Below are 25,603 nucleotides of genomic sequence, written 5' to 3'. Positions count from 1 at the left end.
GTTTTTATGTTCTGAAACGAGCGGGAGACACCACAGCCGGATCCACTTCCAAGGCCATCAAGCAGTCAGGCAGGTCCTGGTTTTGCAGCAAACTGGCTGCCAGCAAGGAAGCTCCGGCCGCGGTCTGAATGCCATACCCCCCTTGGCCCGCCAACCAGAAAAATCCTGAACATTGGGCATCCTGACCAATCACCAGTTCGCCATCGGGCGCAAAGCTGCGCAGTCCGGCCCAGGTATGGCTGGGGCGACGGATACGAAGCTGAGTACGCTCTTCGATACGGTAAATACCGGTCGCCACATCCAGCTCCTCGGCCACGACATCGTGCGCATCGACATCATCTGCATTAGCAGGAGAACCGAGCAACATGCCTGCATCGGGTTTGAAGTAGAACTCTTCGCCAACATCAATCACGGCAGGCCAGTCACGATGGTCTACCCCTTCTGGTGGCGAGAACAGGAAAGCAGAACGGCGCTTGGGTTGAATACCCAAAGGCTGGACACCACAACGCTGGGCCAAGGTATCCGCCCAGGCACCGGCCGCATTGACCAGCATGCGGGTGCGCAAAGGAGTCGGCTCGGAACTGAGCTGAACCTCCCAGCATTCGCCATCCCATTGAGCCGACACAACTTCGGTATCCAGACGCAGGGCCACGCCCTTGGCTTGTGCGCCTTTCAGGAAACCCTGATGCAAGGCATGCACATCCATGTCCTGACCTTGTGCGTCATACAAACCACCGGCCAATTGCGCCGGGTCCAGGCACGGCACCATGGCCAAGGCTTGCTCGGCCGTCAAACGGCTTACATCCAGGCCTTGCTCGTGCCAATCCTTGAACTGGCTATCGAGCAAATCCTGTTGCTCGGCCGTTCCCACATACAACACCCCCCGTGGCAACAAAATAGGCTGATCGGTAAACCCGGCAGGCGGATGGCTGAAAAAATCGTTGCCTGCTACCGTCAAGGCTCGGATCGTCTCAGTCCCGTAGGTTTCAACAAACATCGCGGCCGAGCGTCCCGTGGAGTGATACGCAGCATGGGACTCTCTTTCCAGAACCAGCACTTGGGCACTTTCAGGCAAACGGTAGGCCAACGACACGCCCGCCATCCCGGCTCCAACAATTACGTAGTCATACACCATAAAATTCTCATATCCGATAATTGAGGGCTAATAGTAGGTCTTTCCCAGAAAAACATCCAAGAGGGTTTTTACTAGGCGGACACTTCCATGTGAAATCGGAGCCTTATTTCAAGCCGCTTCCAAGTCATTTTCGCCTCCAGACGACGGCTTTCCTCCGGTTTTCAGAGCTCGCGACACGGGGACAGAGACATGGACACGTCAAGGTCCAAAAAGCCGGATCTAGCCAGAAAATTATTCAAACATCATGGAATTTCTTTGAAATCCGGCGGAGCCGAGCAACAGGACTGCGCTAAAAAAAGATAAAAAAAACCTTCTGACCCAAACGAGTCAGAAGGTTAAAAAGCGCCTGTCCGTGCTCAACAGGACGCTCTTGGGAAAACAGACTTAAGGAATGCTCAGTTCAAACGCCGCCGCGGGAGAACCTGCAAAGACAATGCTGCCTTTTTTGGGTAAACGCACCGGACCGGCTCCATCCAGCAAGCTGTAATGAACACACGCCCCCTCTTCGTCATAAACGGCGTAAGCACTTTTTGCCGCTAATGTCACGTTCAAGGTCTGCTCGGCGGTTTGATCATCCAGCAAGAACCATTGCGCAAAACCATTGGTTCCGATCTGCACGCGAGACGTCTTAGTCGACAAGGTCGGAATAGCTTGCTCACTGAGCATCAAGTCGTTATTGAGCAAGAGATACTCCTGGCCATCATGCTGCTCAAAACTGGCATGCTGGGTTTCGCGACCCGCCTGTCCCGGAATCTGCACTTCACTAGCTGCGGTATAAGCATCACGAATGCGCAAAGCGCCCACATAACCGACCAGCTCTTTGGTCAAGGCCAGCTTGACACCTGGCAGCCCGTCCACAAAGTAGTACTCCGAGTTGTAGAGATACTTCAACGGAAAGTAGCGCAAGCCATCGCGTTGCGCCCACACCGCCTGGGTAGCCTCATCCAGAACATTGGGCGGCAGTTTCTGGGCCCGGTACGCGGATTCCGCGTTCTGGCCCAGGCCCTTGTCCATTTCATAGCGTCGATCCCACAAATAGGTATGACCATTGGCGGCCTCCACGAACTCAATACGAATAGTGCGTTTGGCATCCACAAAACCCATCTGACCGGCGTACTGGTAGTGCTCCGTTTCCTGCGTTCCAGTTTCGATACGCAAGGCCCCATTCGCCTGGATATCAACTTGCATCAAAGAGCCGCTATCGCCATAGACACCGGCATAGCTCAGCAAGTGTGGGGGCATTGATGCGCCCGCCTCTACCGGGAAGGATTTTGTGCTGAGAGCGGACAAGTCAAACCCTTTCAGCTCCAGGGCCTTAAGCAGGATTCTTGTCGCCATCAACTGATTGGTGCCGCTATTCCCGCCAGCGCTCAGTACGACGGCAGCCATGTTCAGTTTGGGCAAGACCACCAGAATCGCATGATGCGCGCTGATGTCTCCGCCTTTAGCCAAAGCCTGAATACCCAGGTCATTAAAGGGATAAAGCTTGACGCTATCCCAACCCAAACCGTAATTACCGCTGTCGTCCTTGTCCTCTGGCCAGAAACCACGCAAGTACTCCGGGGCTTGCATCGCCTGCCGCGATTGAGGGGATAAAAGATCCGGGCCGCCTTGCATGAACAGACGAGCAAACCTGGCCATATCTTCAGCCGTGGAATTAACGCCACCTGAAGCAATCACATTGTAATGAATCCAGGGCAAACCACCGTCACGGCCTGGCCACTTCAAGCGCGCATAATTGTCGCCCGGACCCTGTACGGGAGTGCTGGTGTGCCTCATGCCTAAAGGCTCGTTAAACGAGGACTGAATGTAATCCGTAAAACTTTGCCCGCTCACCTGCTCAACCAGCTTCTCTGCCAAAGTGAAGCAGCTATTGCAGTAGACAGAAAACGCACCGGGATCAGCATTCAAGGTTTGCAGCGCTAGGGTGTCCAGAAAATACTCATAACCCTTGGTATTGTTATCACCCATGAACAGCGAATCATTGATGACATCATCCCCCCGCAAACCAGCGGAGTGATTCAGCAACATCCGGGCCGTAATCTGCTGATAACGTGGGTCCGCCATGCGAAAGTCGGACAAGTACTGATAAATAGGCGCATCCAGATCCAGCTTGCCGTCCTGCACCAGCTTCATGACACTGGCTGCCCCAAACATCTTGCTGACAGAGCCAATGGCGTAAACCGTTTCATGGTCCAGGGGCGTATCGTTCTCGCCCGCATAGCCGGACAACACAATGGTGTTGTTCTCGATCAAGGCATATTGCAGGCTACTAAAGTTCGGGCGCAAGGCTACTTTGCGAGCCATTTCCTGGGCATAGCGGCTTAGCTCCGCCAGCGCGCGGCTGCTTTGCACTGATTCAGTGGTGGCAGGCTGTGTGACAGCCATAACAGGCATAGCGGTGGCAGAAAGCGCAGCCAAGGCCAAGGCCAGGCTCACTTTTTTCAGCCGTATCTTCAGCATGGGAATTCCGTAGCAATAAAGCAAACAAGGGCGAAGGGGCCGATGACATTGCTTTAGCACGATCTACGCCACCCTCTCTACCGGCCCTGAGAGTACAAACACTGACTCAAAGGCGCATAGGACAGCCCGAATCATGCCCCTGCATCGTGATGACTTGATGGAGTATTTTTAATTAAATAATTCTTGATGTATCTAAATGATACTTATCAGCGGTTTCTTGATCTTGATTCTGAAAAGTAGAACCCCAACTCACACAGCCTTGCTAGCCAGGCCAACATCCCATAACTGGCATAAAACTTGCTTGATTCTCCTAGCCTTTGAACTATGAATCAAATAAAACAAGGCCTTGAGACTCAACAAGATGCGCGTTCATAGCCGCAGCCTTACCCATTTCCGGCTTACATTTGATTCAAACAGCAGCGACAAAAAAGCAGATCAGCTTGACACTCAAAATACATCTTCAGCAAAAAAATACGCTTGAGCCCCCCCTAAAGCCAGCGTAGATGCGAACGTTAAGCACTAAGCCTCGTTTGATCCTCTTCCACCACTTGAGCCCTGAACACTCTATTCAGCCGCCATATAACTGTCACTTTAAGTTTACAATTTCAATTTCGTTATAAGCTTATGTATATAACCATTGAGTTAGATCAATTTTGGTCTGGACAAGGGTTTCTTGCCCTTTGGGCTGTCTATACCATGCGTACTGAGTGTGACATGAAGTTATTTGACACATTTATTTAATAATTATGGGTAATGTCTATGAAAGCCTTGTCCAAGACCCTGATCGTTGCGCTCGTGGGGCTGGGGGCCGCCTATGGCGGGTCGCAGCTAATCTTGTCGCAGCGCAGTATCGTGTCCTCATCGGCAAACACACTAAATCTGGATGATGAAACCCTGATCCAACAGGGAGCCTACGTCTCCAGGACAGGCGACTGTGTAGCCTGTCATACCGTTCCCGGTGGTCAAAAGTATGCGGGCGGCCTGGCCATGCAAACGCCACTGGGAGCCATCTACTCCACCAATATCACACCCGATAAAGAAACCGGCATAGGCAGCTATACCCTGGACCAGTTCAAGACCGCCGTTCAGCACGGTGTGCGTCAAGACGGGGCCGCTTTGTACCCGGCCATGCCTTACCCCTCCTACGCCATCATGAGCGACGAGGATATGGATGCCTTGTATGCCTACTTCATGCGAGGTGTCCCGGCCGTCAAACAGGAAAATGCCGCCCCCACCTTGCCCAAGCTTTTCCAGATGCGCTGGACGATCGCTTTCTGGCAGTGGATGTTTGCGCCTAAAGATCAAGGTTTTGTCGCCGATGAAGGTCTGGATGATCTGAAAAACCGCGGGGCCTATCTGGTTCAAGGACCGGGCCACTGCGGCGCCTGTCACACACCGCGCGGGCTGGCATACCAGGAGCTGGCCCTTAGCCTGAAAGACGGTGATGACTACCTGTCCGGTGCCGTCATTGATGGCTGGCGTGCCAAAAGCTTGCGCGGCGAAGGGCGTGGTTTGGCGAGCTGGTCGGAAGCCGAACTGCTGGACTTCTTTGCCACAGGCCGTACCGACAAGGTGGCCGCCTTTGGTGCCATGACAGACGTCGTCGAGCACAGCACGCAGTACATGACACCGCAGGATCAAACCGCCATGGTGCAGTACCTGAAATCCCTGCCCCCGGTTAAAGGTCGTAAGCCCGAGATCCCACATCAGACAGATACCACCACACAAAAACAGTTGGATGGTGAATACACCTCGCCCGGTGCCTGGCTGTATGCCGCCCACTGTGTGACCTGTCACCGGGCCGACGGCAAAGGCGTACCGCGCATTTTCCCGGCACTGGCGGGCAACTCGGCCGTTTTTGCCAACAACCCGCAATCCGTCATTCAAGTCACCTTGGAAGGTGGTCGCATGCCTGAAAACAAGGTCGACAAAATGACCTTCACCATGCCTGCCTTCCGTCACCTGGGCGATCAGGACATTGCCGATCTTGTTAACTACATCCGCACCAGTTGGACCAACGAAGCGCCCACCGTCCAGGCGGCCGACGTTGCCCATATCCGCCAGTTTGTAGCCAATAAATCGCCCAATATCCTGCCCGAAGGAGCCAGCCATGAGTAAAGCCAAAACCCTGTCCGTTCTGGCTGTGGCCATTGCCGGTGTGGCGGCGGCAAGCTGGTATGCCTTTGCAGCCAGCCCCGCCCTGACAGTGCCTGCCCAAACCACCTATCCCATTATTAATTTGGACAGCAAAGAGGTCGTGGGCCAGTACACCATTCCCTCCGATCTGCTGATCGAAAAAAAACCTGACGCCGCGGCCATTCTGTACGGCAAACGCCTGCTGAACGAAACGCGCCGCCTGCTTCCCAATAATGTGGGGGCGGCCATGAACTGCAATAGCTGCCACATTGATCAAGGCAAGGCACCGCGTGGCGCACACTACATCAACAGCTTTGTCAGCTACCCCAAAGTCATGCCTCGCTCGGGCAAGATGGTGGATTTAGCAGGCCGTATCAATGGCTGCTTCATGCGTTCCATGAACGGCAAGGCCGTCCCTGTGGATTCACCCGAAATGCAAGGCATGCTGGCCTATATGAAATGGCTGGCTCAAGGCGTGCAGCCGGGTCAAAAGGTACAAGTGCCCATTGATGGCCCGCTGGATCATGAACTGATTCCCAACCCGGAACGTGGCAAGGCGCTCTATGCCGTCCAATGCGCCACCTGTCATGGCATGGGCGGCGAAGGCCTGAAAGATGAACGCGGCAATATTGTGTTCCCTCCGCTCTGGGGCGATGAGTCCTTCAATATTGGCGCAGGGATGGCGCGTACCTTCAAAGCGGCAGTTTTCATCAAATACAACATGCCGATGAGCGTCGCTTCGCACGGAGCCTGGGGCCAAGGCGGTGTGCTGGAAGATCAGGATGCCGTGGACATTGCCGAATACTTTACGCATATGCCACGACCTGATTTCGCAGGCAAGGTGAACGATTGGCCGAACGGTAAAAAGCCCAAGGATGCCCGGTATTAACACCTGCAATTCCTGGTTTGATTAAGGTTCATCTGCCAAAGCCTGTCTAAAGGTTTCGGGCCTGAAGACAGACCTTCTCAACGACATTGAAACTGCCCTCTTGATGAGGGCAGTTTCTATCAGACCGCCTTGCCGCCCCTCTCATTAAGCACAATCGTGTAGCATCTTTTCTCTCTTTACCTTGAAACCCAGTCACTCATCAGGTGCACACATGATTCATGGACAAACTCTGGCCGCCTGGAAAGACAGCCATCCTCTTATCCGCGATCTGATCGCCTTGAAAGAAAGCACCTGGTTCAATCCAGCTATCGCCCCCACCGCCCAAGCCTTGGCGGATGTCGGGCTGACAGCCCAAGATGTACAAGCCGCCAGCGCTCGCCTGCAACGCTTCGCCCCCTATCTGAAAACCGTGTTCCCCGACACGGCAGCCACCCAAGGCATTATCGAATCCCCCATCACGCCTTTACCTCAATTGCGCCAGACCCTGATTCAGGAAAACGCCTTGGAGCACGTCGGCGCTTTGTGGTTGAAAGCCGATAGCGAACTGCCCATCTCCGGCTCCATCAAAGCCCGTGGCGGTATCCATGAGGTTCTGAAACACGCCGAAGACTTAGCGCTGGAGGCTGGTCTGATCCGTTTGACAGACGACTACAGCACCCTGGCCAGCGACAAGGCACGCCAGTTCTTCAGCCAATACTCCATCGCAGTCGGCTCTACCGGCAATCTGGGACTCTCCATTGGCATCATGAGCGCCAAGCTGGGATTCAAGGTCAGCGTCCATATGTCTGCTGATGCCCGACAGTGGAAAAAAGACAAGCTGCGCGCCAACGGCGTCAATGTGGTCGAGCACCAATCCGACTACAGCGTGGCCGTAGAACAAGGGCGTGAACAGGCTTCCCACGACCCTCGCTGCTATTTTGTGGATGATGAAAACTCGCCTGATCTGTTTCTGGGCTACGCCGTCGCGGCGGAACGTCTGGCTGCACAGTTCCAGGACGCAAACATTCACGTCAACAGCGAGCACCCTTTGTTTGTGTATCTACCCTGCGGCGTAGGCGGCGGTCCCGGCGGTGTGGCTTTTGGCCTGAAGCTGATCTTTGGGGATGCGGTGCACTGCTTCTTTGCCGAGCCCACCCATTCACCCTGCATGCTCCTGGGCGTGTATACCGGTCTGCATGATGAAATCAGCGTACAGGATATAGGGATTGATAACATCACCGCTGCCGATGGCCTGGCCGTGGGCCGTCCTTCGGGTTTTGTCGGCAAAGCCATGCAGCGTCTGATTGATGGCTACTACACCGTCACGGACGAAGAACTCTACCGCTTGATGGTGATTGCCTACGAACAGGACAAGGTCAAGCTGGAACCCTCCGCCCTGGCGGGTGTGCCGGGCATGGCGCGAGTATTGAACTCACCCGAGTATGTGCGGCGTATGGGCTTTACACAGGCTCAATTACAAAACGCCACTCATCTGGTTTGGGGGACGGGGGGCAGCATGGTGCCCGAGGCGGAATTTCAGGCCTATCTGGATAAAGGGCGTGGCCTTCAAAGCAAGCGGTAAACAGGACTCACTGCAAGCGCCGCTTGACAGCACAATGCGCTGCCATCAACAAAAGACAAGCAGGCCGTTACTAAGCTGACGGCCTCATTGAGCAAGACCACGGAGTAATGACCCTAAACCCTGCATGAATCCCCCATGATGCCTGCCATTACGTGCAACAAAGCCATCACTTCGGCAAAACCGTGATCCATCATTAATTTCTGAGTCAGACCATTACGTAAATCAAATCCAATTGAGAATCAGTTGGAATACAATCGCGCCATGTCTGTCCAACGGCACTGCTCTCCTGCAAAGAATGGCGTAGCCTGGCAAATTCTGTTTTGCCTGGCAATCCTGTCATTTCTGTGCCGTTCGCTAGTTCCAGCGGGCTACATGCCGGACAGCTCTGGCAAGCAGGACGGCTTCTTTTCCGTCACGCTTTGTGCACCCGGTGGAACACCCAGCACGGTCTGGATGAGCCTGACAGGACAGGCCGACCCACCACCATCCAATGACCATGCGGATATCCAGAAGTGTCCTTACGCCCTGGTTCTGTCCCAAGTGGCCTTGCCCAGCACCGCTCTGGCAAACCTGGATGCTCCGGTAGCCCACCAGCCTTTGCTGCTGGTGCACCGCAATCAAACCCTGCCACCTCTGCCTGCGCTGGGGCCACCTCTAGGGTCACGCGCTCCCCCTGCCAACCTTGTTTGATCTCTCGTAGCCGACTGCCTCCTGGGCGGTCGATTGTCAGCGAAATCATTACAAGGTTTTTTTATGTCCATTTTTTGTGTTTCTGCACAGGCCCGCGCTGTGCAGGCCTCCCCTTTGCTGCCCGCTGTCGGTTTGACCCACAGCCCGGGTCCCTCCTCACAAGTACGAATCTGCGTTCTCGCGCTGGCGTTGATGTGCTTCAGTTCCTGGATAACACTTGCCCACGCGCAGACGCCGACGTTGGCACCTGTGATCGTCACGCCAGAGCGCGGTAAAAGTCTGACGGTTCCTGATCTGCAGACAGCTCAAAAGACCCTTGAACAAACCGCCGGAGGAGTCGCCCTGGTGCCTGACAGCGCCTGGCGTGATAGCAAAGCCGCCACGGTCAAAGACATGCTGGATTACACGCCAGGGGTCTTTGCGCAGCCCAAATGGGGAGATGATGCACGCTTGTCCATACGTGGTTCAGGTTTGTCACGCTATTACCATCTTCGTGGCATCAGCCTGTATCAAGATGGCATCCCGCTGAATGACCCGGACGGCAGCAGCAATTTTCACCGTATCGACCCAACAGCATACCGTTATACCGAGGTCTACAAAGGTGCCAATGCCCTGCAGTACGGAGCCGCTACCTTGGGCGGAGCCATCAACTTCGTCACCCCTACAGGCCGGGATGCTGATGCGTTTCAAGGACGATTGGATGCAGGTAGTTTTGGCTGGCGACGCGTGCAACTCAGCAGTGGTTTCGCTGGCGAGAAACTGGATGGAATGGTGTCTGGTTCCTGGCAAACTCAAGATGGGTATCGTGAACAAAGCGCAGGCCATTCCTTGCGAGCCAGCGCAAACTTGGGCTGGCGGCTATCAGATCAGGCAGAAACCCGCTTCTACCTGAGTGGCTATCAAATCCATCAAGAGATTCCCGGTTCGGTCAGCCGCGATCAAGCGCTGAATAAGCCACGACAAGCCGCCACAGAGAATAAAAAACACGACTGGCAGCTCAATCTGGATGGAGGACGTATTGCCAATCGTACCGTTATGGTCATCGGGGAGACCCAATATGAACTGGGTGGCTGGTTTGAGCAAAGCTCGCTGCGGCATCCTATTTATCAATTTATTGACAGAGACACCACCAGCTACGGCGCCTACGGCAGACTGGTCAATTCCAGCCCACTTGCAGGCAGAGACAATCGATTCACACTGGGCTTGACCTGGTCGGCAGGCAAGATCGATGCACAAAACTCCGTAAACGCTGGCGGGAACCGACTGGAGAAGCTGTCCGCCAGCAAAGACAAAGCCAACAACCTGACGGCCTACGCTGAAAACGCCTGGAGCCTTAGCCCTGATCTATCCCTGATTACCGGCTTGCAATACCTGCACGCCGAACGCAAGCGTCAGGACCTTTATAACGGTGGCCTGCCCACCACACGCTCCGGGGACAAGAGCTACAACTTCTTCAGTCCCAAGCTGGGCCTGCTGTGGGACGCGGGCCCACAATGGCAAATCTACGGCAATATCTCACGCAGCGCCGAGCCGCCAACATTTGATGACATGAGCTTCTCGACCAGCAATGATCTGGATCGCCTGCAAGCACAACGCGCCACCACTTTCGAGATAGGCACCCGAGGAGAAAGCGGAGACCTGGTCTGGGACGTCTCGCTGTACCATGCGCGCATCAAAAATGAGCTGCAATGCATCAGCGCCCCCTGGAACATCTGCGATAAGACGGTCAACGCAGACCGCACAACACATCAAGGCCTGGAGCTGGGTCTGCAATGGACAGCAGGCCGTGGCCTGTTTGTACAAGGTCTGCAAACGGACAGTCTGGACATCAAAGGCGCCTACACCTACAGCAACTTCAAGTTCGACAATGATCAGGACTGGAACAGCAATCAAATGCCCGGAGTACCCAAGCACTATCTGCGGGCAGAGATCATCTACAAACACCCGTCGGGCTTTCACATTGGCCCCAACGTGGAATGGGTGCCACAGGCCTATTACGTCGATAACGCGAACACGACCAAGACCAGCTCCTATGCGTTGCTGGGCTTGCGAGCCGGTTGGGAACACGGCCCCTACTCTTTCTATATAGATGGCCGCAATCTGACAGACCGCCGCTACATCGCCAGTGCCAGCATCACGGACTATGCAACGGCCTCCTCGCCCTTGTTCGAGCCGGGTACTGGACGAGCCGTCTTTGCGGGCGTCCAGATCCAGTACTGATCACACCTTTCTTCAACACCTCTCCAAGGGCTACGGCATGACTTTCCAATTGAAGCGACTGATTGTTGAAGGCCTGGGAACCCATTCATGTGTGAATGGAAATCAGATGAGCCTTCTGCTCGGGGCGAAAGCCCCTCCCTGTCCTTTATCAGCTTAAGAAACAAGGAGTTTTTATGAAAACAGGTTTACAAGCTCGCCAAACTATCAAGGTGACGCTGCATGGTTTTTTCTTCGCCATGGCGCTGTTCATATTGTTCGCTTCCCTGTCGGGCGTGACTCGCGCTGCACCTACAGAAGCAGATCGCATTACACACGCCATGAAGGCGATTTGGGATAGCCCTGAAGCGCCCCTCTCCGTAGAGCCTATCGTGATCGAAGGCGACTACGCCTTGGCCGGATGGACACAATTAGCGCGTGGCGGCCGTGCGTTGCTAAAAAATCGCCATGGTGAATGGAATGTGCATATGTGCGGAGGCGACGGCTTGAACGATGTGGAAACCCTGACCATGGCGGGGATGAATGCAGATGCGGCGGAACGCCTGGTCAAGAACACCAGCGAAGCAGAGGCCAAATTGCCTGCTGAGGTCACCGCTAAATTCTCTACTTTTGGCGAGAACATGGTGGTGGATCACAACCATCACCCAAGCTAAGCCCCGAAAGAGAACCCACTGCGCAAGGACTGAGTCAGTAAGGCATCCCCGCACCGGATCGCCGGATCGCCGGATCGCCATTACTCTACTCAGTCTGAGTGTGGTCATGCCCACATTGACCACACTTTTTGCGTGGAAATGGCGAATAACTAGTGAACAAGCTCTGGCTGCCCATAAACGGTGACAAGCCACACTGTGGGCAACTAAAAGCCGTCATCGCCACCAGCCCCTGACCCAGAATGTAGAAGCCAAACACCAAAAACCCGAGAGTCCCAAACACACGGTCCAACACCGGCAGCCCAAAATACAAAGCGACCAACAACACGACATTGAACAAGGTAAACAGCCAGGCTTTTTTGTAGAGCGACATTAATAACCTTTTAAAACCAGCTCCCACTGCCTGGAAGTGATTTATCAATTTAATTTAAGCGTGGATAGTTTACGGGATTCAGCCAAACGCAGAGGGGACTGAGCAAGCTCGTCACAATTTCCAGCGCATCAAAGACATCCCGCCACGTATCCGATCACAACCAGCACAAGCCCTGAATGTTTCTGAATGCAATGTTCCGGCAATACCCATCCCTCATGATCTAGGATCTTCCAACAAAATCCCCCCAACGGACCATGACTCTCGCTTCCCTGCACACTCTCGTTCACGCCAGACAGCAGCTCCTGCGCGCCCTGGGCATTGCCTTGCTCCCTCTGGCCCTGGCGGCCTGCGACAGCGGCTCCAGCACCGGCGGCAACAACTCTCCCGAAGCTCCCGTCGTCACGCCCCCAGTCACCGAAGAGCCAACACCAGAACCACCCCGCAACACCGCCTATCTGAACAGCAAAGCAGGCGATGTGATTAAAGTGCACATCGACGAACTGCACCCCACCCAAGCGGCCATTGGCTACGATCAGGTCTACTACAAGCTCGGGCGCTGGCAAGGTGATCTGGATCGCTCAACATGGGCCAACAATCCCAAGCAGCAACTGGACTATCTGAATCGCACGATCGGCAAAAAGTTTGACGACTACTGCGAAGACATGGGCGGCACCGAGCGAGCACAGAAATTTCTGACTATTGCCGAAGTACAGGCAGCCCGCCTGGATCAACCCACGACCTACTTGTGCAAAGACCCTCTGGGTTCGCAAACAGAGAACCTTAAAACCGTGGTCGTAGGCTGGGACGGCAATCTGTACCTGACCGATGGCCACCATACCTTCTCCTCCCTGCGCGAGATCTCTGACGGCGGCCCCAAACTCCCCGTCTGGGTCAAAGTCAGCGCCAATTACAGTGATATTCGTGAAGCGTCCGCCTTTTGGGAGCGCATGAGCAAAGAGAAACTGGTCTGGCTGCGCGACGGGCAAAACCAAGCCATTACTGTCGAGCAACTTCCCACCCGTGTCGGCCTTGCCAGCGAAAAAGAAGCCGGAGGCATGCAGGAAGACCGCTATCGCTCCCTGGTGTACTTCACCCGCGACATTGCTTATAACAATGGCAATTTGCCTGAATACGCGGAGTTTCTGTGGGGCGATTGGCTACGCCGCCAGGCTTCAGGGGGCCAATTGGCCAAGCTGGACGAATACCTGATGGCTCCACCTGCCACACCGGCACAAATCCTGGCCGCCAGCACCCTGAACAAGGCATTGAAACCCGGTGGTTCAGACGACAGCTACACGGCTGCCGTGCGGGATGCAGCCCTGAAAATGACAGCCTTGAACGATACCGATCTGGTCTTTGAGGACCGTGATGCGGCAGCGCTAGGCCGCATCGCCCTGGAAGCCGACGCTGCTAGTGAATCGGTCACTAAAACAGCGCGCGACACCCTGGAAGAACTGCCCCGCGATGACGTTAAATCCGACGGTAGCCCACGTGGTGCGGGAAAACTCTGGTTTGCAGTGAACTACCGTAACTGCGGCAAGCCTGCGGCAGGGACTTGCTGGGGTTGGTAATTAAACCACTCAGGATCTAGTTAAATAAAAAGCCCGCAATGCGGGCTTTTTATTTAACTATACGCACTCCAACAACTTGGCCTTCCTCCCACCCGACACAAGCGAGCACTATCCTTAAAACGTCTTTTTCAACGTTATTGCCTAAGTTATTTTTGCCGATTTCAAATATATTTAGCTTTGACACGACAAGTCTGATACCGCCTGCAATCCCTTTACCCAAGCACTCATCAAACTCAACAAAATCCCTTCATCGCTATTTAAGAAAAAAATAGCTATGATCGACTAGCCTCAGAGCAAGGAAACACCAGGCTGCTCTGTGAAACAACATCAATAAATTGATAAATGCGCAACAATTCAATCAAGAAAAACATCCTGAAGTTTCATAACCCATCAATCTTGAGCATATAAATCTGACGAAAAAAGTAATGGCGGCAAACATGCTTCAAGCCTGGAGATCCGGATGTGGAAAAAATTAAGCAAGGGAAGACAGGGAGCCATTCGGCTCCTTATTTTTTAGAAATCAAGTAACAAGAATTTAATTTGATAGAGAAAGGTCAGATAGCACCATGAAAACAATCGCAATTTTAGCCCTTTCAGCCGTATTGGCTGGTTGCTCTACTTATGCCGTACCAAGATACAGCATCTCTACCGATACGGTGGTCGCTCTACGTGCTGTAGGTGACGTAAAGGCGAATGTTGGAGACTTCCGTAACGACAGCCCGACAAACAAAGACAGTCAGCCAGGGGAAATCATGTGTCGTGCAGTCGGACCCATCAAAACACCCGACGGAGAAAGCTATGCCGACTATGTTCGCAAAGCGCTCATTAGCGAATTGATCATCGCGAACATTTATGAAAAAGAATCCACACTTGAGCTAACAGGCAGGCTGACCAACCTCGACTTTGACTCCATGGGCGGAACATGGACGGTTGGCATGGAGCTTAGCTCCTCAAATGGAAAGTCAATTGCCGTCAGCAACACCCACAAATACACCTCAAGTTTTTATGGGGAAACAGCATGCAATCAAACAGCACAGGCGGGCTTGGGTGCCATTCAGGATGCAATCCGCGCACTTGTTACCCACGCGGATTTCAAGACGCTTCTGATAGAAGAGTCTAAATAACCCAAACATCGGCACCTAGCCTCGCAACCACCTGTCTGACAGGGCTATCTTCAGTCACTGCATAAAATACGCCCTGGAAAGCTTTCTATAGCAAAGACAATGCAAGTAAAACAAGGGGCCACTCGGCTCCTTACCTTCACAAGCAAATCATCATTGGAGAAATTATGAAGATGAGAACCGCCTTGATCGGAATCGCGGCTTTTTGCATGTCATCAGCCGCTCATGCAGCAGACCTACCACGATACGATCCAAACACCTACTGTGAAAGCGTCTCCGCCGTTTCAGGAGGATCGGCGATGATCACAAACGAATGCATCAAAATGGAGCAGACTGCATACAACAAACTGAAAAAGATTTGGGAATCTATCCCAAGCAAAACCAGCGCTTATTGTGACCGCGTTGCTCGCACAACCGGCGGCAGTTATTCCCTTTTGGAAAGTTGCATTGAGATGGAAATAAATGAAGCCGGTGCTCCCCAAAAGTTCCAGTTTTAAGGCCACCCTTTCAAGCAATTAACCGGCCACAGACAGATGAACACTCGTCCTCACCCCCCCCCCCCGACCATTCTTCATGAATGCACCGTACTGGGTGCTCCTGGATTTCCCTTTTTACTGGGTGATAGTGTCAATCTTGTTTTTGAAGGTGGCACAGTAAGCTGCAACTCTGCTACCAGAACCATTCCCTTCTCTCTGATTGAAGTTGCCGATCTCTCTGTCAATGGTCCAGGCACAGTGGTCACTGGTGGAGGTTTTATTGGAGGGGGACTCGATGTAGATGGAGCACTCACCGGGATGGCAATAGCAGGCGTGTTGAATGCCTTAACCAGCAAAAAAATGACGCAAACATTTATTGTTCTGACTACTAACTTTGGGGAACTTCATCTACATTACGGCCTGATGGAACCCACGGCCCTACGCATCTTTTTAGGTAGTATCTTTGTACGACTGCGCTTTTTAAACACTCAATGGCATCATGAACGAGTCAGAGTGATCGAGGATCAACTCGCCAGTGGCACTATTTCCGACGCAGAAGCAGAAACCTTCAAAACGAGGCTAACATCTCCGCCAAACTGGTCAGCCCCTATTCTGGAGGCCGAAAAGGCACATCAGGAACACCAACGGCTCACTGACCTTGGCCCTAAAGGTACATGCTCCAATTGCGACCAAATCATCCCCTTGCTCAGTGAGACTTGTCCACATTGCAGGGCAAATTTTGGACAGTACGCCTCGTGGAGCGTTATCCCTCTTAAAGCATGATCTGGCTTAACTCGCCAGTGGCGGGTAAAGCCCCGGAAATCCCCTGCAGCTGACAATAGGCCCGTCCTAGAACGGGCTTTTTTGCGCCCACGCGCCACACCAGCCAAGGCTCGGGAGACTCCCCCCTGGACATACGGGTGATTACGTTAACAGCTTGAAATGAGCTTCCAGCGGCTGAATTCAAGTTCTGATTTCTGCTTTATCAAATACACTTTTGATAGCCTGACTGCTCAACAGCCTTGGCTGCTCGCTGGCGGACAAATCATCCCATAAGCTCCCACTTGATGACGTTTCTGTACTCATAGGTCCCCCATCTGGCCGACAGTCGAATAAACGTTCAGTATAGGTCTCCCCAGCATTTCAAGTTGGTTTAAATCAAAGCGCACAGACTCATATTTTCCTTAAAATACAATGATTTACAAATTAGCATGGTGGGTATTTTCGGGATCAGCCTAGTATGAACTCAGACCTTCTCGATGACACCTTGAAGGCGCTACTGGCGCTGTTGCTCAGACTCCCTGAGATGCATCCCGTCAGTCATGGCAGGAGTGCCTATGACACATAATCTCCGGTCCATTGGAAGAAAAGTTAACTCGCTTCGCTTCCCCCTTCTCTCGGCCACCGACCCAGCCGAATCCATTACCCCAGATCCACGCGACAAACGTCCCGCCGAAATCGAACGGATCCGCGAAGACGATCAACCCCTACCTGCAAAAGATGAGTCCATGGGCGACGAGAAACCTCGCACCCCTCCTCCAGCGCAAAACGATCAAACCATTTTTAACTGATAACTATCAGTGCATCACTGCATAAGGTAGTGCGTTCAACGCACCTCGTTTGCTGCACTGATTCACAATTGGAGTTTCTCATGACACAAACAACAAGCTCACCCAACAAGCCTCAGGCTCCTCCCCACAGCCCGTCACCCTCTCCCGATCGCAAAGCGGCCATGCATCCCGACGAGAAGAAAGATGGTCAGAAAGATAACAAGGCACCGCAGAACCAACCAAAAAGCAAATAAGTAGCTTTTTGCAGACTCGCCCCAACGGGTCTGCAATGCGACCGTCAAACAATAAAGCAGCGGCTCGCCCTACTAAGAAAATCCGTCCCAGGCGGCGCAAACAACAATAAAAGACACTTCGCCCCCCCCTGGCCCTCGCCTGGAGCGATTCCCTTCAGGAGAAAAAATGCCCTATCAAGGCCAGCCGAGTCTGTGTACTCTGTGCCAGCTTTTACCCCTATCCTCGTCACTTAGCCTCAAGCACGATTTTATGGCTGTTGCTTGCCCATCACCCAAAGGCCTAGGTGAAGCAAAAAAATCTTTATACCAATGCTCCAACTGCAAAACACTTTGGTTGTATGAGTGTGACCGATGGGGCTCTTGCCTGGGCTTCAAACTATGGCCGGGCATGTTGCAGGATTTTCAAGACTAACGCGCTGTGTATAGTTGCTCACGCCAAACAACAGGGCCTGCAATGATGATATTGCAGGCCCTTTCTGTGACAGGCTGAAAGAGAGTCATTTGAGTCTCAAGGGCTTATCTGCCCCGCGCCGCCCCTCTTCCGGTGGGTTTATGATCATGAGCAGCACTGGCGCGCTTGATCCCCTCGTTAGGAGCCTGAGCTGGCCAACCTGTTTGCAGTGGGGCAAGCTCAGACTTGCGTGTACTTGCCTTTTTAGGCGGTTTACCTTTCTTGTCCATTGTGACCTCCATTGGTCAATGGCTGCCCCAACAAATGTCAGGCCAGTAATACAGAATAGGTCATAAGCCAATAAATAGCTTGTTTACTTACGTCTGGCGACCAATACCCAAAAAGCACCCACAAAACTAGGCAGCAAGCTCCTTAAGCCCTGCAGAAATGAACAAAGGCCTACAGCAAAAATGCTGTAGGCCTTTGAAGATTCAGTCGGAACGAAAGGTGTAGATCTTGTCGCACTCATCCCGACCACGTAGCCTGAAAACGGCCAAGTAACATCCACCCCCTTTAGCAGGTCAACTCACTGAGTTAGGGAGTTTTTGGCTTTGGCTTTGGGGCTTGTGGCTTCTCTGGACGAGCAGAAGAATGGACAGTATGGGCCGCTTTTTGGGCAGAATAAGCAGAAGTGTGGGAGGTAGGAACTGGCTTTTGTGCCATAGCGGTTGTGCCGCCCAATAAGCCAATCATACCCATAGTTACAGCGCAAACTAATGTCGAGCGTTTCATCGTGAAGCTCCTTTTAGAGGCTGATTCGGCTGATACATATCAGCCGGTCTTCATTATGAGCACTGGGCTCTGAACCTAGCCTGAACAGTCTGTTCACGTCGCATTCATCTAGAACGGCTCCTGTCAGCTTCCGCTCCGCCTTACAGCCGTTCAACGTCATATGCGCACCAACTATGCACTGACGGAAGACTCAATCATAGGAGCGCTGGCATTCGGCTATCAAGGTGTAAACCCACCTCCAAACAGCGACCATTAGCTTGCGTCATGTGCTCAGGGCCGTCATGCCCGGCTTGTGGCCCCTGAATAAGCCCTTCCAGGGCATCACAAAACAAATAAAAACACCTCTATCGATATGGGAGTTCCATTGATCACGGAAGGCCTAAGATTTATTATCCGATGACTATTTGCAAGGAAAATATATGCACATCATTGTTGGTGGAACTGGCCAGGTAGGGTCTGCTGTGGCGAAGACCCTGCTTGTACAGGGGCAAGAAGTCGCCGTAATCACACGAGAAATCAGCAAAGGAGCCCAACTACAGGCAGCAGGTGCTAGTGTACTGGCCATCGACATTCGTGACGTAGCTGCATTGCGCGCTGCATTTCAAACTGGGAAACGTGCATTTCTACTAAATCCTTCAGCCTCTCCAGCAGGCGATATGGAAGCCGAAGAACGCGCTAGTATTGCTGCTATTGCTCAAGCACTAGAAGGCTCTGGTTTAGAAAAAGTCGTAGCAACATCGACTTACGGCGCGCACAGCGGGCAGCATTGCGGCGATTTAACCGTACTGCATGAGTTCGAGCAAATCCTCAAAGCTCAACCCATTCCCTGCGTCATTAACCGCGGTGGATACTACATGAGTAACTGGACTGGCGCTGGAATGATAGAGGCCGTTTGTCGCACAGGTAAGCTGCCAAGCTTTTTGCCAGCAGATTTACCCATTCCAATGGTCGCCCCAAGAGACCTAGGGATAGTAGCGGCACAACGTATGATGGAACCGCTAGACAACACCAAGTTACAGTATGTCGAAGGACCACAATCCTATTCTGCTCAAGACGTTGCAAACGCTTATGCTGAAGTCCTGAAAACTCCAGTTGAAGTTGCCGTTATCCCACCTGATGGCTGGACCTCTGCATACCTGCAATTGGGTTTTTCTGAGGTAAGCGCCGAATCATTTGCAAACATGACGAGGAAGTTGGTAGATGGGCTCTGTGAACCAGGCGATGTGCCTGTGCGCGGTCAGACACCACTTGCCGAGTTCATTACTAAAGCTGTAAAAAACGCCGGTAAATCCAATCTATGAAGTTTTAGGCTCAAGCTAAAACTGACACAAGCAGCACAAAAGTTGAGCTTTCGACTGCATTGAACTCGATCGGTGGACAGGTCAGGCTGTTACCTAATCGATAAACTTGAAGAAATTCTCAAGCAGATGATTTAAGGCGCCTGACGCTACCTCATATTCAGGCAGGCGCCGGGCAACAGAGAAATGGGGGGAATTGTATAAGCGTCCGACAAATCCTCTGAGTTATCCAAGCTGCTGGCCTAAGTTCAGAAGCTGGCCAACAGTGCCGAAGAAGCACAATGGTCACGCTCTTGAAAAGGCGAGCTGAACCGTAAAACGAATCCTCGAAAACAACGAACAAGGGCTTACAACAATCATGCTGTAAGCCCTTGATAAATCTGCTCGGAACGCAAGGATTGGAACCTTCTCCCCGTTACACCCTATACAAGTAAACGGATGCCAAATTATTGATTTAAAAAAATTAAACAATATCTGCAATCAGCCCAAGCGCTCATAAGCGCTCACTAGTTCCTGCTAGTCTCCCCCCACCACAGCTAAAATAAGGCCCGCCATAGCGCGGGCTTTTTTTCGCCTAGATCCGTAGCACTTGCGAGAACTCATCCGCCCTAAGGCAGCCTATTTATTTCTAAGAATTATAGATAATCGCTGCTTACTAATGGGTAGTGCTTATGTCGGGGAGGGAATATCAATGGGATAGCCTATCTCGCAACTGGCACATGCACTGCTAAGACGCGAAGGGCGGGCGCGGTCCCAATCGGCTCCTGTCGCAATCATCAAGGGCCAAATACGATCATGGTAGACCCGTGACTCACGTTCAAGCCCCTCCTTTTAAAACCTGTTTCCCTGCTTCTGAAGGCTAAGAATTTCAGCTCAACGTTAGATCCGTCATTTGTATTTGCCCTCCTTCAAGTGCAGTTCTAAGCGCTGGATACGCGATTTAATCTCAGCCTTGTCAAACGCGTTTTTTATTGCCTGCGTGTTGAGCAACTTCTGTCGCTCACTGGCTGGCAAATCATCCCACAAACTCAACAGCGACGCGCCCAAGAACTCTAATACCAGCCTATCTTCATCATCCAAATGATCCACGGCGCGGGATATAGCCAAGGACTTCAACTGGGATCCGCCGTCATCATCCCACTGTGTTCGCCCTGCTGGTGATTCAGTCTTCATCGCACACTCCGAGGTAAGCCTGTATAGGCTTCAGTATAGTCCCACTGCGCTTTCTATAACGCAATAATTCAGAGTGCATAAGCTAGAAATATCCTTAAAATACAATGAATTACAAATGAGTTTATGTGCATCCGACTGAACGGGACTAGGATGAATACAGTCCTTCGTGGTTTGCCCCTAAGTGATTACTGGCATTGCGCCTCGGCCCCCTGAGCAACTTCTTTGCCGGTCAAGCAAGGAGTGACGTATGCCCTATAAATTCTCATCCTTGGAAATGCTAGCAGAATGGTTTCGACTCCCGTCGAAACTCAGGCTCGCTTCCAGAAACAAAGCGGGGACGGCGCCCGACATAAAACCTCGAGATATTACCCAGAATGAAGCGACAACATTTGAAAATAAACAGCATGATGGCCCTAGGCGCCCATCTTCCTCAGACACGCCGCTGTCGTCGAAAAAAAGTGACCTGCCTCACCCCAAATAGATCGAGTGACTTCCTATGTGTTTGCGTCTAACAGACCTTGCTTTCAGGGACCTACAGCTCAAACACATTCACTCTCCTAAATTCAGAGAAGTACCAAGACGCAGCAACCGACAAAAAAGCCCGGTCAGCATCCTCAATCATCAAAGCCTACCTCACCGAAGGGCGATAAATCTGCGACAGGCACCAGCAAAGGCGAGCACGATGCGAAACAGTCTCATCGCGCCAAGGATAAACCTGCGTAAAAGTAAAGTGCATCACTCGTTAACCCTCAATCAGCCCAGCTTAGGCGGGCTTTTTTTGGAGTTTCATTTAAGGCACGAAGCATCCCAAAGCGGGTATTAATATTTTAAAAATTACATACGTGCCATACGTGCTATTCCAACTTCATTCATTGGAGAAAGCCATGGGAGCACTCTATAAAAATACTCTCTGTGCCCAGTGTCAAAACTTAATCGTTTCTCTTCAGCCTACCGTACCGCACGAACTTCTGCAGCCCCTTACTCAACTGGACGACGTAGGCAGACATGGCTATGAAATGCTCTTTCGATGCACGGCTTGCGATACGCTTTGGCTATACCAAAAAGACAAGTGGCAAACAAATATAGGCTTCAAACTTTGGCCGGGAAGCTTGGCCGATTATATTTTCGACCGACCTCACGATAACAATCAACTACCTCCTAGGATGTGGGGTGTAGTCATGAAGGGGCCCACAGAAGATGAGCCGCTGCACTGAGGCGTCTCAGGCCTAGGCTTGTCCAATATAAAATTAAAGTGCCTCAAAATTACTATTCAATACGCAAGGTAAAGTCGTATAAAAGTAAGCACGCCACAACGACCCAAGCAGCTACCGACCGTCGTGTCAGCTCGGTAATCTAAACTGCGCGGGTAGAGGCTCTTCCCCTATCGGATGTCGCACACGCACACACAAACAAGCGTGAAGACCTAGGGTCAGCGTCATCACTAGGCAGGCAGAAGAACGCTGGTGGCTAACTCCTCCGGAAATTAACTCGAATGCGCGCGCTTGCCGGGACTTTTCTTGCTGCGGGTATGCGCGCCACGCTCCTGGCTAACACCTTGTTGGCCCAGGCCTTTTGTGCTCAAGGTCACGCCCTTGGGAGCGGCGGGAGGAGGAGTACGCTTACGATAGGCTTCAGTAACAATTTTGTTGCCCATGAAAATCTCTCCAGTTTGGTTAAACTTGCTCTTGCTTTACGTTCCCTCGTTTTATTCTTGGCAGCAGGAAACAGGCTGGGGATATGCCCGGCAATGCCTTAATGTGCGTAAGTACTGCTGAAAGGTCAATCATCACGGATAACCTGTCACTTGAGCTAGCATAGCAGGCATTGTTTAAGCCGACTCGAACGGCTTGAATGGGTCAGTCACAGCCTCCCAGGGAATAACTCATAAATATCAGACGAGGCCACTATTTCCGGCTCTCCCGGTCCCAGGTGGTCTCCGTTTCCACGTAGCGCATCACTATTCGGAATGGCGTTAAGGTCTAAGAGATACTCAGCCACGAAGCAACGCTGTTTTGCTGTCAGCGGCAATTTCTTTTCCCAAACAAAAAATGACCAGCTTGAACTGGCCGGGGAGACCAAAACTAGGGGTTTCCCTTAAAAGAGAATGAGACGTTAATTCCCGTAATCAATAGAAAAAGTGAGCTGCGTACCTGAAGGAAACTTATTAAGCCAGGCGCCCTGAAATAAAGTTTACGTTATTTCATATTAAACACCTACGCCCCCAGGCCTGGCAGCCGTCTAGTGTTTTGTGCGTCCTTATGTCACCAATTACGTAATAAGAACTGTAGCCAGTAGCTAAACCAAGATTAATAGCTAAGTCACTATCCATTACATTTTTAAAATCTACTTTTTCTTAACATAATATGGTTCGTGAGCCTTAAGCTTCCTTCATACTGCAACACAATACTATTCTGACGGAGAACTAGAGATGACATTCAATAGAGCGGCTGTAAAAAAACTTCTCACCTCGACAGAGCTAGAGTTATTTGATGTGGCGCACTCTCCTACAGAAATAGAAAAGCTCACCAAACCACAATTACGAAGCATGCTTGAGCGAAGCCGCAAGCTACGTGATAAATACCGTGACCTTTACCGCCACCAACGACTAGCCATACGTTCGGAGCAAGGGGTAAAGGATGGCCCAACAGGTAACGCAAATGAAAGAACAAGTCAAAAAGAAGAGCTTATCGCTGAGGTTGTTATCAAGTTTGAATCTCGTATGGCTCACATAGAATCCGCTGAGGATATAGAGTTCGCCAAAACGCGACAGTAACGAGTGTTTTCGTTGCAACATAAAACCCGCCGATCTCTCGATTGGCGGGTTTGTTCAAAACCTATAAGTACAGTGGTGCTTGCTGATATTGTCCTGGTTTCCATTGATACAAGGCGGAACCGCCATTCATTGCTCCAAGCCTGTTTGAGCTGACCTGCCCACTTTCTTCAAGGCTATCCAGAATTTTGGCTGCCGGTTTGAAACGTCAGGGGTCAAGAACAACGAGGACAGGCTAGTAGTTCTAAATACCGTCGCCCGTTCCCTTGTTTCGGGCTAGCAGAGACAAGATCCCATATGGGTCTTTCCATTCCAGGGTGGTCCGATGGCGCGCATGAATGCCACGGGCTGGCGCGCAGCTAGGCGGCGGGCAGCAGAAAAATGGGAGAATTTATATAAACCGCCCCGCTAACGCCGGTTTCAGCACTGTGCGAGTGCATGACCTGAAACACAGGTTCGGGAGAAGGTTACGCGCTGCGGAAACGCATTTGAAGGATGGGCTGGTTCTGTGGGGCCATACAAATTGCTCAATCACAACCCATTGATCAGCCGCAGGTTTATTCAAGCAGTTGACCGAAGTTGAGAAGCTTGCCCGCAATACCGAAGAGGCACCCGTGGTCACGCTACTGAGAAGACGGGGTGAGCAGTGAAAACTGAATCCCAAACAACAATGAACAAGGGCTTACAACAATAATGCTGTAAGCCCTTGATAAATTTGGTCGGAACGGAAGGATTTGAACCTTCGACCCCTTGCACCCCATGAAAGGGATCGCAGCCTTCACACCTAAACTATTAACCACCTACTAATAAATATGGAAATTTATAAATCCTCACCCGTCATATCATATAGATTTTAAATTTGGTGCGAGCATTATGAAACCACATGATATTAAAATCACAGAGAGGCAAAGAGAAGAAATTAAAAAATGCGAAATTAGAAAATCTCTTGAAATAAAAATAAGAGAGTTTAAGAAATGAAATTTTCTTATTTTTTTAATGACTGGATTAATAACGGCGTATTTCGTGCTGACAACAACAGCGAACTTGAAAGACTATTCAGTAAAGATGTTTTACCGGTCATCGGACAGCTTCCATTGGATGAGATTTGTTCAAAGCATCTTCTAGGAGTGCTACTCAGCCAAAGAGAACGCGGTGTCACAAGGCTGTCGATTGTAACATTACACAATCTCCGCCAGCTATTTAAGTGGGGAATGCAGACGGAGCCATGGTGCGAAGCCATAGGACTGACCAACCCAGCTTCGCAAATAGCGCTCAAACAGTTCATCCCGAAGGACTATGAAGTTGCTAGAGAGCGTGTGCTGTCAAGTGCTGAAGTTTGGGAACTACACCAAATCCTATCGGAGAGCAGTCACACCGTACTGGATAAAAAATCAAAACTTGCCATATGGCTTTGCTTAGGGTCTCTATGCAGAATCGGTGAGTTATTACAATCCAGATGGGAGAATGTCAATCTTAAATCTGGAATTTGGTACTTACCGAGAGAGACAACAAAAGGCAGCACGCAAGATCATGTGATATTCATGTCAGAGTTTATACATACAAAATTTGTAGAACTTTTTAGAATTACAGGTCATAGCCAGTGGTGCTTTCCATCCAGAAATAATAAAAATCATGTTGACCTGAAGAGCATCACAAAACAAATAGCAGATAGACAGATTCGCTTTAAAAATCGAACGGACTCTTTAAAAGGCCGGGCTAACAGCAATGCTTTAGTGTTAGCGAATGGCTCCCGTGGCGATTGGACACCGCATGACTTGAGAAGGACTGGTGCAACGATGATGCAGTCGCTCGGCATACCATTAGAGGTCATTGACCGCTGCCAGAACCATGTGCTTTCTGGCTCTAAAATTCGTCGCCACTACATGCACCACGATTATGCTCAAGAAAAAGCTGAGGCTTGGCAGATATTAGGCCAAAAGATAGAGGAAATTTTATCAATGCCCAGCCCCAAAGCTCACAATGAGTTTCTCGGTATCAAGCATCCATTGCATAGACCACATTGGTTGCAATGGAACATTTAAGTTTTTTCCTTAATGCTCTTACCCAACAACCAGCAGGAATTGAACCTGCAT

The 25,603-nt window shown here is 51.5% G+C and carries 19 protein-coding genes; 15 read left to right on the top strand and 4 right to left on the bottom strand.

Going from position 1 to position 25,603, the window contains the following annotated elements:
* Positions 1-4 precede the first annotated feature (4 nt).
* Both OSH09_RS03280 and OSH09_RS03275 read right to left on the bottom strand, forming a co-directional pair.
* Entirely contained in the window at positions 5-1,135 is a 1,131-nt protein-coding gene (locus OSH09_RS03280; protein ID WP_266120146.1) for an NAD(P)/FAD-dependent oxidoreductase, read from the bottom strand.
* A 384-nt stretch (positions 1,136-1,519) separates the two neighbouring features.
* Positions 1,520-3,598 carry a serine hydrolase domain-containing protein gene (locus OSH09_RS03275; protein ID WP_266120145.1) on the bottom strand — a complete coding sequence of 693 codons (2,079 nt, stop codon included), beginning with the start codon at positions 3,596-3,598 and terminating at the stop codon, positions 1,520-1,522.
* A gap of 753 nt (positions 3,599-4,351) precedes the next feature.
* Between OSH09_RS03275 and OSH09_RS03270 the strand changes: the two genes are divergently transcribed.
* The 13 genes from OSH09_RS03270 (at position 4,352) to OSH09_RS03210 (ending at position 19,570) form a co-directional block, all read left to right on the top strand.
* On the top strand, positions 4,352-5,716 hold the full coding sequence (locus tag OSH09_RS03270) for a c-type cytochrome (RefSeq protein WP_376912123.1): 1,365 nt from the start codon (positions 4,352-4,354) through the stop codon (positions 5,714-5,716).
* Complete coding sequence (locus tag OSH09_RS03265) at positions 5,709-6,623, top strand: c-type cytochrome (protein WP_266120144.1); 915 nt, start codon at positions 5,709-5,711, stop codon at positions 6,621-6,623. The genes OSH09_RS03270 and OSH09_RS03265 overlap by 8 nt, the downstream gene beginning before the upstream one ends.
* A 211-nt stretch (positions 6,624-6,834) precedes the next feature.
* On the top strand, positions 6,835-8,184 hold the full coding sequence (locus OSH09_RS03260; protein ID WP_266120143.1) for a D-serine ammonia-lyase: 1,350 nt from the start codon (positions 6,835-6,837) through the stop codon (positions 8,182-8,184).
* A gap of 261 nt (positions 8,185-8,445) precedes the next feature.
* Entirely contained in the window at positions 8,446-8,874 is a 429-nt protein-coding gene (locus OSH09_RS03255) for a DUF2946 family protein (protein WP_323178703.1), read from the top strand.
* 63 nt (positions 8,875-8,937) lie between these two features.
* Positions 8,938-11,094, top strand: coding sequence for a TonB-dependent receptor family protein (locus tag OSH09_RS03250; protein WP_266120141.1), 2,157 nt, complete (start codon positions 8,938-8,940; stop codon positions 11,092-11,094).
* Positions 11,095-11,267: 173 nt separating this feature from the next.
* Entirely contained in the window at positions 11,268-11,744 is a 477-nt protein-coding gene (locus tag OSH09_RS03245; protein WP_266120140.1) for a copper uptake system-associated protein, read from the top strand.
* Between the two features lie 624 nt (positions 11,745-12,368).
* Positions 12,369-13,685, top strand: coding sequence for a ParB/Srx family N-terminal domain-containing protein (locus OSH09_RS03240; RefSeq protein ID WP_266120139.1), 1,317 nt, complete (start codon positions 12,369-12,371; stop codon positions 13,683-13,685).
* Positions 13,686-14,251: 566 nt separating this feature from the next.
* A complete protein-coding gene (locus tag OSH09_RS03235; protein WP_266120138.1) occupies positions 14,252-14,809 on the top strand; it encodes a hypothetical protein in 558 nt (185 codons plus the stop codon).
* Positions 14,810-14,973: 164 nt separating this feature from the next.
* On the top strand, positions 14,974-15,303 hold the full coding sequence (locus tag OSH09_RS03230) for a hypothetical protein (protein WP_266120137.1): 330 nt from the start codon (positions 14,974-14,976) through the stop codon (positions 15,301-15,303).
* Positions 15,304-15,339: 36 nt separating this feature from the next.
* Entirely contained in the window at positions 15,340-16,065 is a 726-nt protein-coding gene (locus OSH09_RS03225) for a hypothetical protein (protein WP_266120136.1), read from the top strand.
* 554 nt (positions 16,066-16,619) lie between these two features.
* On the top strand, positions 16,620-16,853 hold the full coding sequence (locus OSH09_RS03220) for a hypothetical protein (RefSeq protein WP_266120135.1): 234 nt from the start codon (positions 16,620-16,622) through the stop codon (positions 16,851-16,853).
* A gap of 80 nt (positions 16,854-16,933) precedes the next feature.
* Complete coding sequence (locus OSH09_RS03215) at positions 16,934-17,086, top strand: hypothetical protein (RefSeq protein WP_266120134.1); 153 nt, start codon at positions 16,934-16,936, stop codon at positions 17,084-17,086.
* A gap of 1,602 nt (positions 17,087-18,688) precedes the next feature.
* The gene (locus OSH09_RS03210; protein ID WP_266120133.1) at positions 18,689-19,570 is read left to right on the top strand and encodes an NmrA family NAD(P)-binding protein; all 882 of its coding nucleotides are present in this window, start codon (positions 18,689-18,691) and stop codon (positions 19,568-19,570) included.
* An 885-nt stretch (positions 19,571-20,455) separates the two neighbouring features.
* Here the strand turns inward: OSH09_RS03210 and OSH09_RS03205 are convergent.
* Positions 20,456-20,740 carry a hypothetical protein gene (locus OSH09_RS03205; protein WP_266120132.1) on the bottom strand — a complete coding sequence of 95 codons (285 nt, stop codon included), beginning with the start codon at positions 20,738-20,740 and terminating at the stop codon, positions 20,456-20,458.
* A gap of 1,483 nt (positions 20,741-22,223) precedes the next feature.
* Positions 22,224-22,394: a hypothetical protein gene (locus tag OSH09_RS03200; protein ID WP_266120131.1), complete on the bottom strand. Its 171-nt coding sequence runs from the start codon at positions 22,392-22,394 to the stop codon at positions 22,224-22,226.
* 774 nt (positions 22,395-23,168) lie between these two features.
* On the opposite strand from OSH09_RS03200, the gene OSH09_RS03195 reads away from it, so the two are divergent.
* Positions 23,169-23,513 carry a hypothetical protein gene (locus OSH09_RS03195; protein ID WP_266120130.1) on the top strand — a complete coding sequence of 115 codons (345 nt, stop codon included), beginning with the start codon at positions 23,169-23,171 and terminating at the stop codon, positions 23,511-23,513.
* 971 nt (positions 23,514-24,484) lie between these two features.
* Entirely contained in the window at positions 24,485-25,552 is a 1,068-nt protein-coding gene (locus OSH09_RS03190; protein WP_266120129.1) for a tyrosine-type recombinase/integrase, read from the top strand.
* Positions 25,553-25,603: the final 51 nt, after the last annotated feature.

Source organism: Alcaligenes parafaecalis (assembly GCF_026344135.1).
Taxonomy (GTDB): domain Bacteria; phylum Pseudomonadota; class Gammaproteobacteria; order Burkholderiales; family Burkholderiaceae_B; genus Alcaligenes; species Alcaligenes parafaecalis.
The sequence above is the reverse complement of the archived record's forward strand: the minus strand, read 5'-3'. Positions and strand labels throughout refer to the sequence as shown.

Excerpts from the sequence above, each read along its gene's own strand:
- OSH09_RS03230 (WP_266120137.1), top strand. The coding sequence starts at position 14,974 with ATGAAGATGAGAACCGCCTTGATCGGAATCGCGGCTTTTTGCATGTCA.
- OSH09_RS03225 (WP_266120136.1), top strand. The coding sequence starts at position 15,340 with ATGAACACTCGTCCTCACCCCCCCCCCCCGACCATTCTTCATGAATGC.
- OSH09_RS03265 (WP_266120144.1), top strand. The coding sequence starts at position 5,709 with ATGAGTAAAGCCAAAACCCTGTCCGTTCTGGCTGTGGCCATTGCCGGT.
- OSH09_RS03195 (WP_266120130.1), top strand. The coding sequence starts at position 23,169 with ATGACATTCAATAGAGCGGCTGTAAAAAAACTTCTCACCTCGACAGAG.
- OSH09_RS03260 (WP_266120143.1), top strand. The coding sequence starts at position 6,835 with ATGATTCATGGACAAACTCTGGCCGCCTGGAAAGACAGCCATCCTCTT.
- OSH09_RS03280 (WP_266120146.1), bottom strand. The coding sequence starts at position 1,135 with ATGGTGTATGACTACGTAATTGTTGGAGCCGGGATGGCGGGCGTGTCG.
- OSH09_RS03255 (WP_323178703.1), top strand. The coding sequence starts at position 8,446 with ATGTCTGTCCAACGGCACTGCTCTCCTGCAAAGAATGGCGTAGCCTGG.
- OSH09_RS03275 (WP_266120145.1), bottom strand. The coding sequence starts at position 3,598 with ATGCTGAAGATACGGCTGAAAAAAGTGAGCCTGGCCTTGGCCTTGGCT.
- OSH09_RS03220 (WP_266120135.1), top strand. The coding sequence starts at position 16,620 with ATGACACATAATCTCCGGTCCATTGGAAGAAAAGTTAACTCGCTTCGC.
- OSH09_RS03235 (WP_266120138.1), top strand. The coding sequence starts at position 14,252 with ATGAAAACAATCGCAATTTTAGCCCTTTCAGCCGTATTGGCTGGTTGC.
- OSH09_RS03240 (WP_266120139.1), top strand. The coding sequence starts at position 12,369 with ATGACTCTCGCTTCCCTGCACACTCTCGTTCACGCCAGACAGCAGCTC.
- OSH09_RS03190 (WP_266120129.1), top strand. The coding sequence starts at position 24,485 with ATGAAATTTTCTTATTTTTTTAATGACTGGATTAATAACGGCGTATTT.
- OSH09_RS03270 (WP_376912123.1), top strand. The coding sequence starts at position 4,352 with ATGTCTATGAAAGCCTTGTCCAAGACCCTGATCGTTGCGCTCGTGGGG.
- OSH09_RS03245 (WP_266120140.1), top strand. The coding sequence starts at position 11,268 with ATGAAAACAGGTTTACAAGCTCGCCAAACTATCAAGGTGACGCTGCAT.
- OSH09_RS03200 (WP_266120131.1), bottom strand. The coding sequence starts at position 22,394 with ATGGGCAACAAAATTGTTACTGAAGCCTATCGTAAGCGTACTCCTCCT.
- OSH09_RS03205 (WP_266120132.1), bottom strand. The coding sequence starts at position 20,740 with ATGAAGACTGAATCACCAGCAGGGCGAACACAGTGGGATGATGACGGC.
- OSH09_RS03210 (WP_266120133.1), top strand. The coding sequence starts at position 18,689 with ATGCACATCATTGTTGGTGGAACTGGCCAGGTAGGGTCTGCTGTGGCG.
- OSH09_RS03250 (WP_266120141.1), top strand. The coding sequence starts at position 8,938 with ATGTCCATTTTTTGTGTTTCTGCACAGGCCCGCGCTGTGCAGGCCTCC.
- OSH09_RS03215 (WP_266120134.1), top strand. The coding sequence starts at position 16,934 with ATGACACAAACAACAAGCTCACCCAACAAGCCTCAGGCTCCTCCCCAC.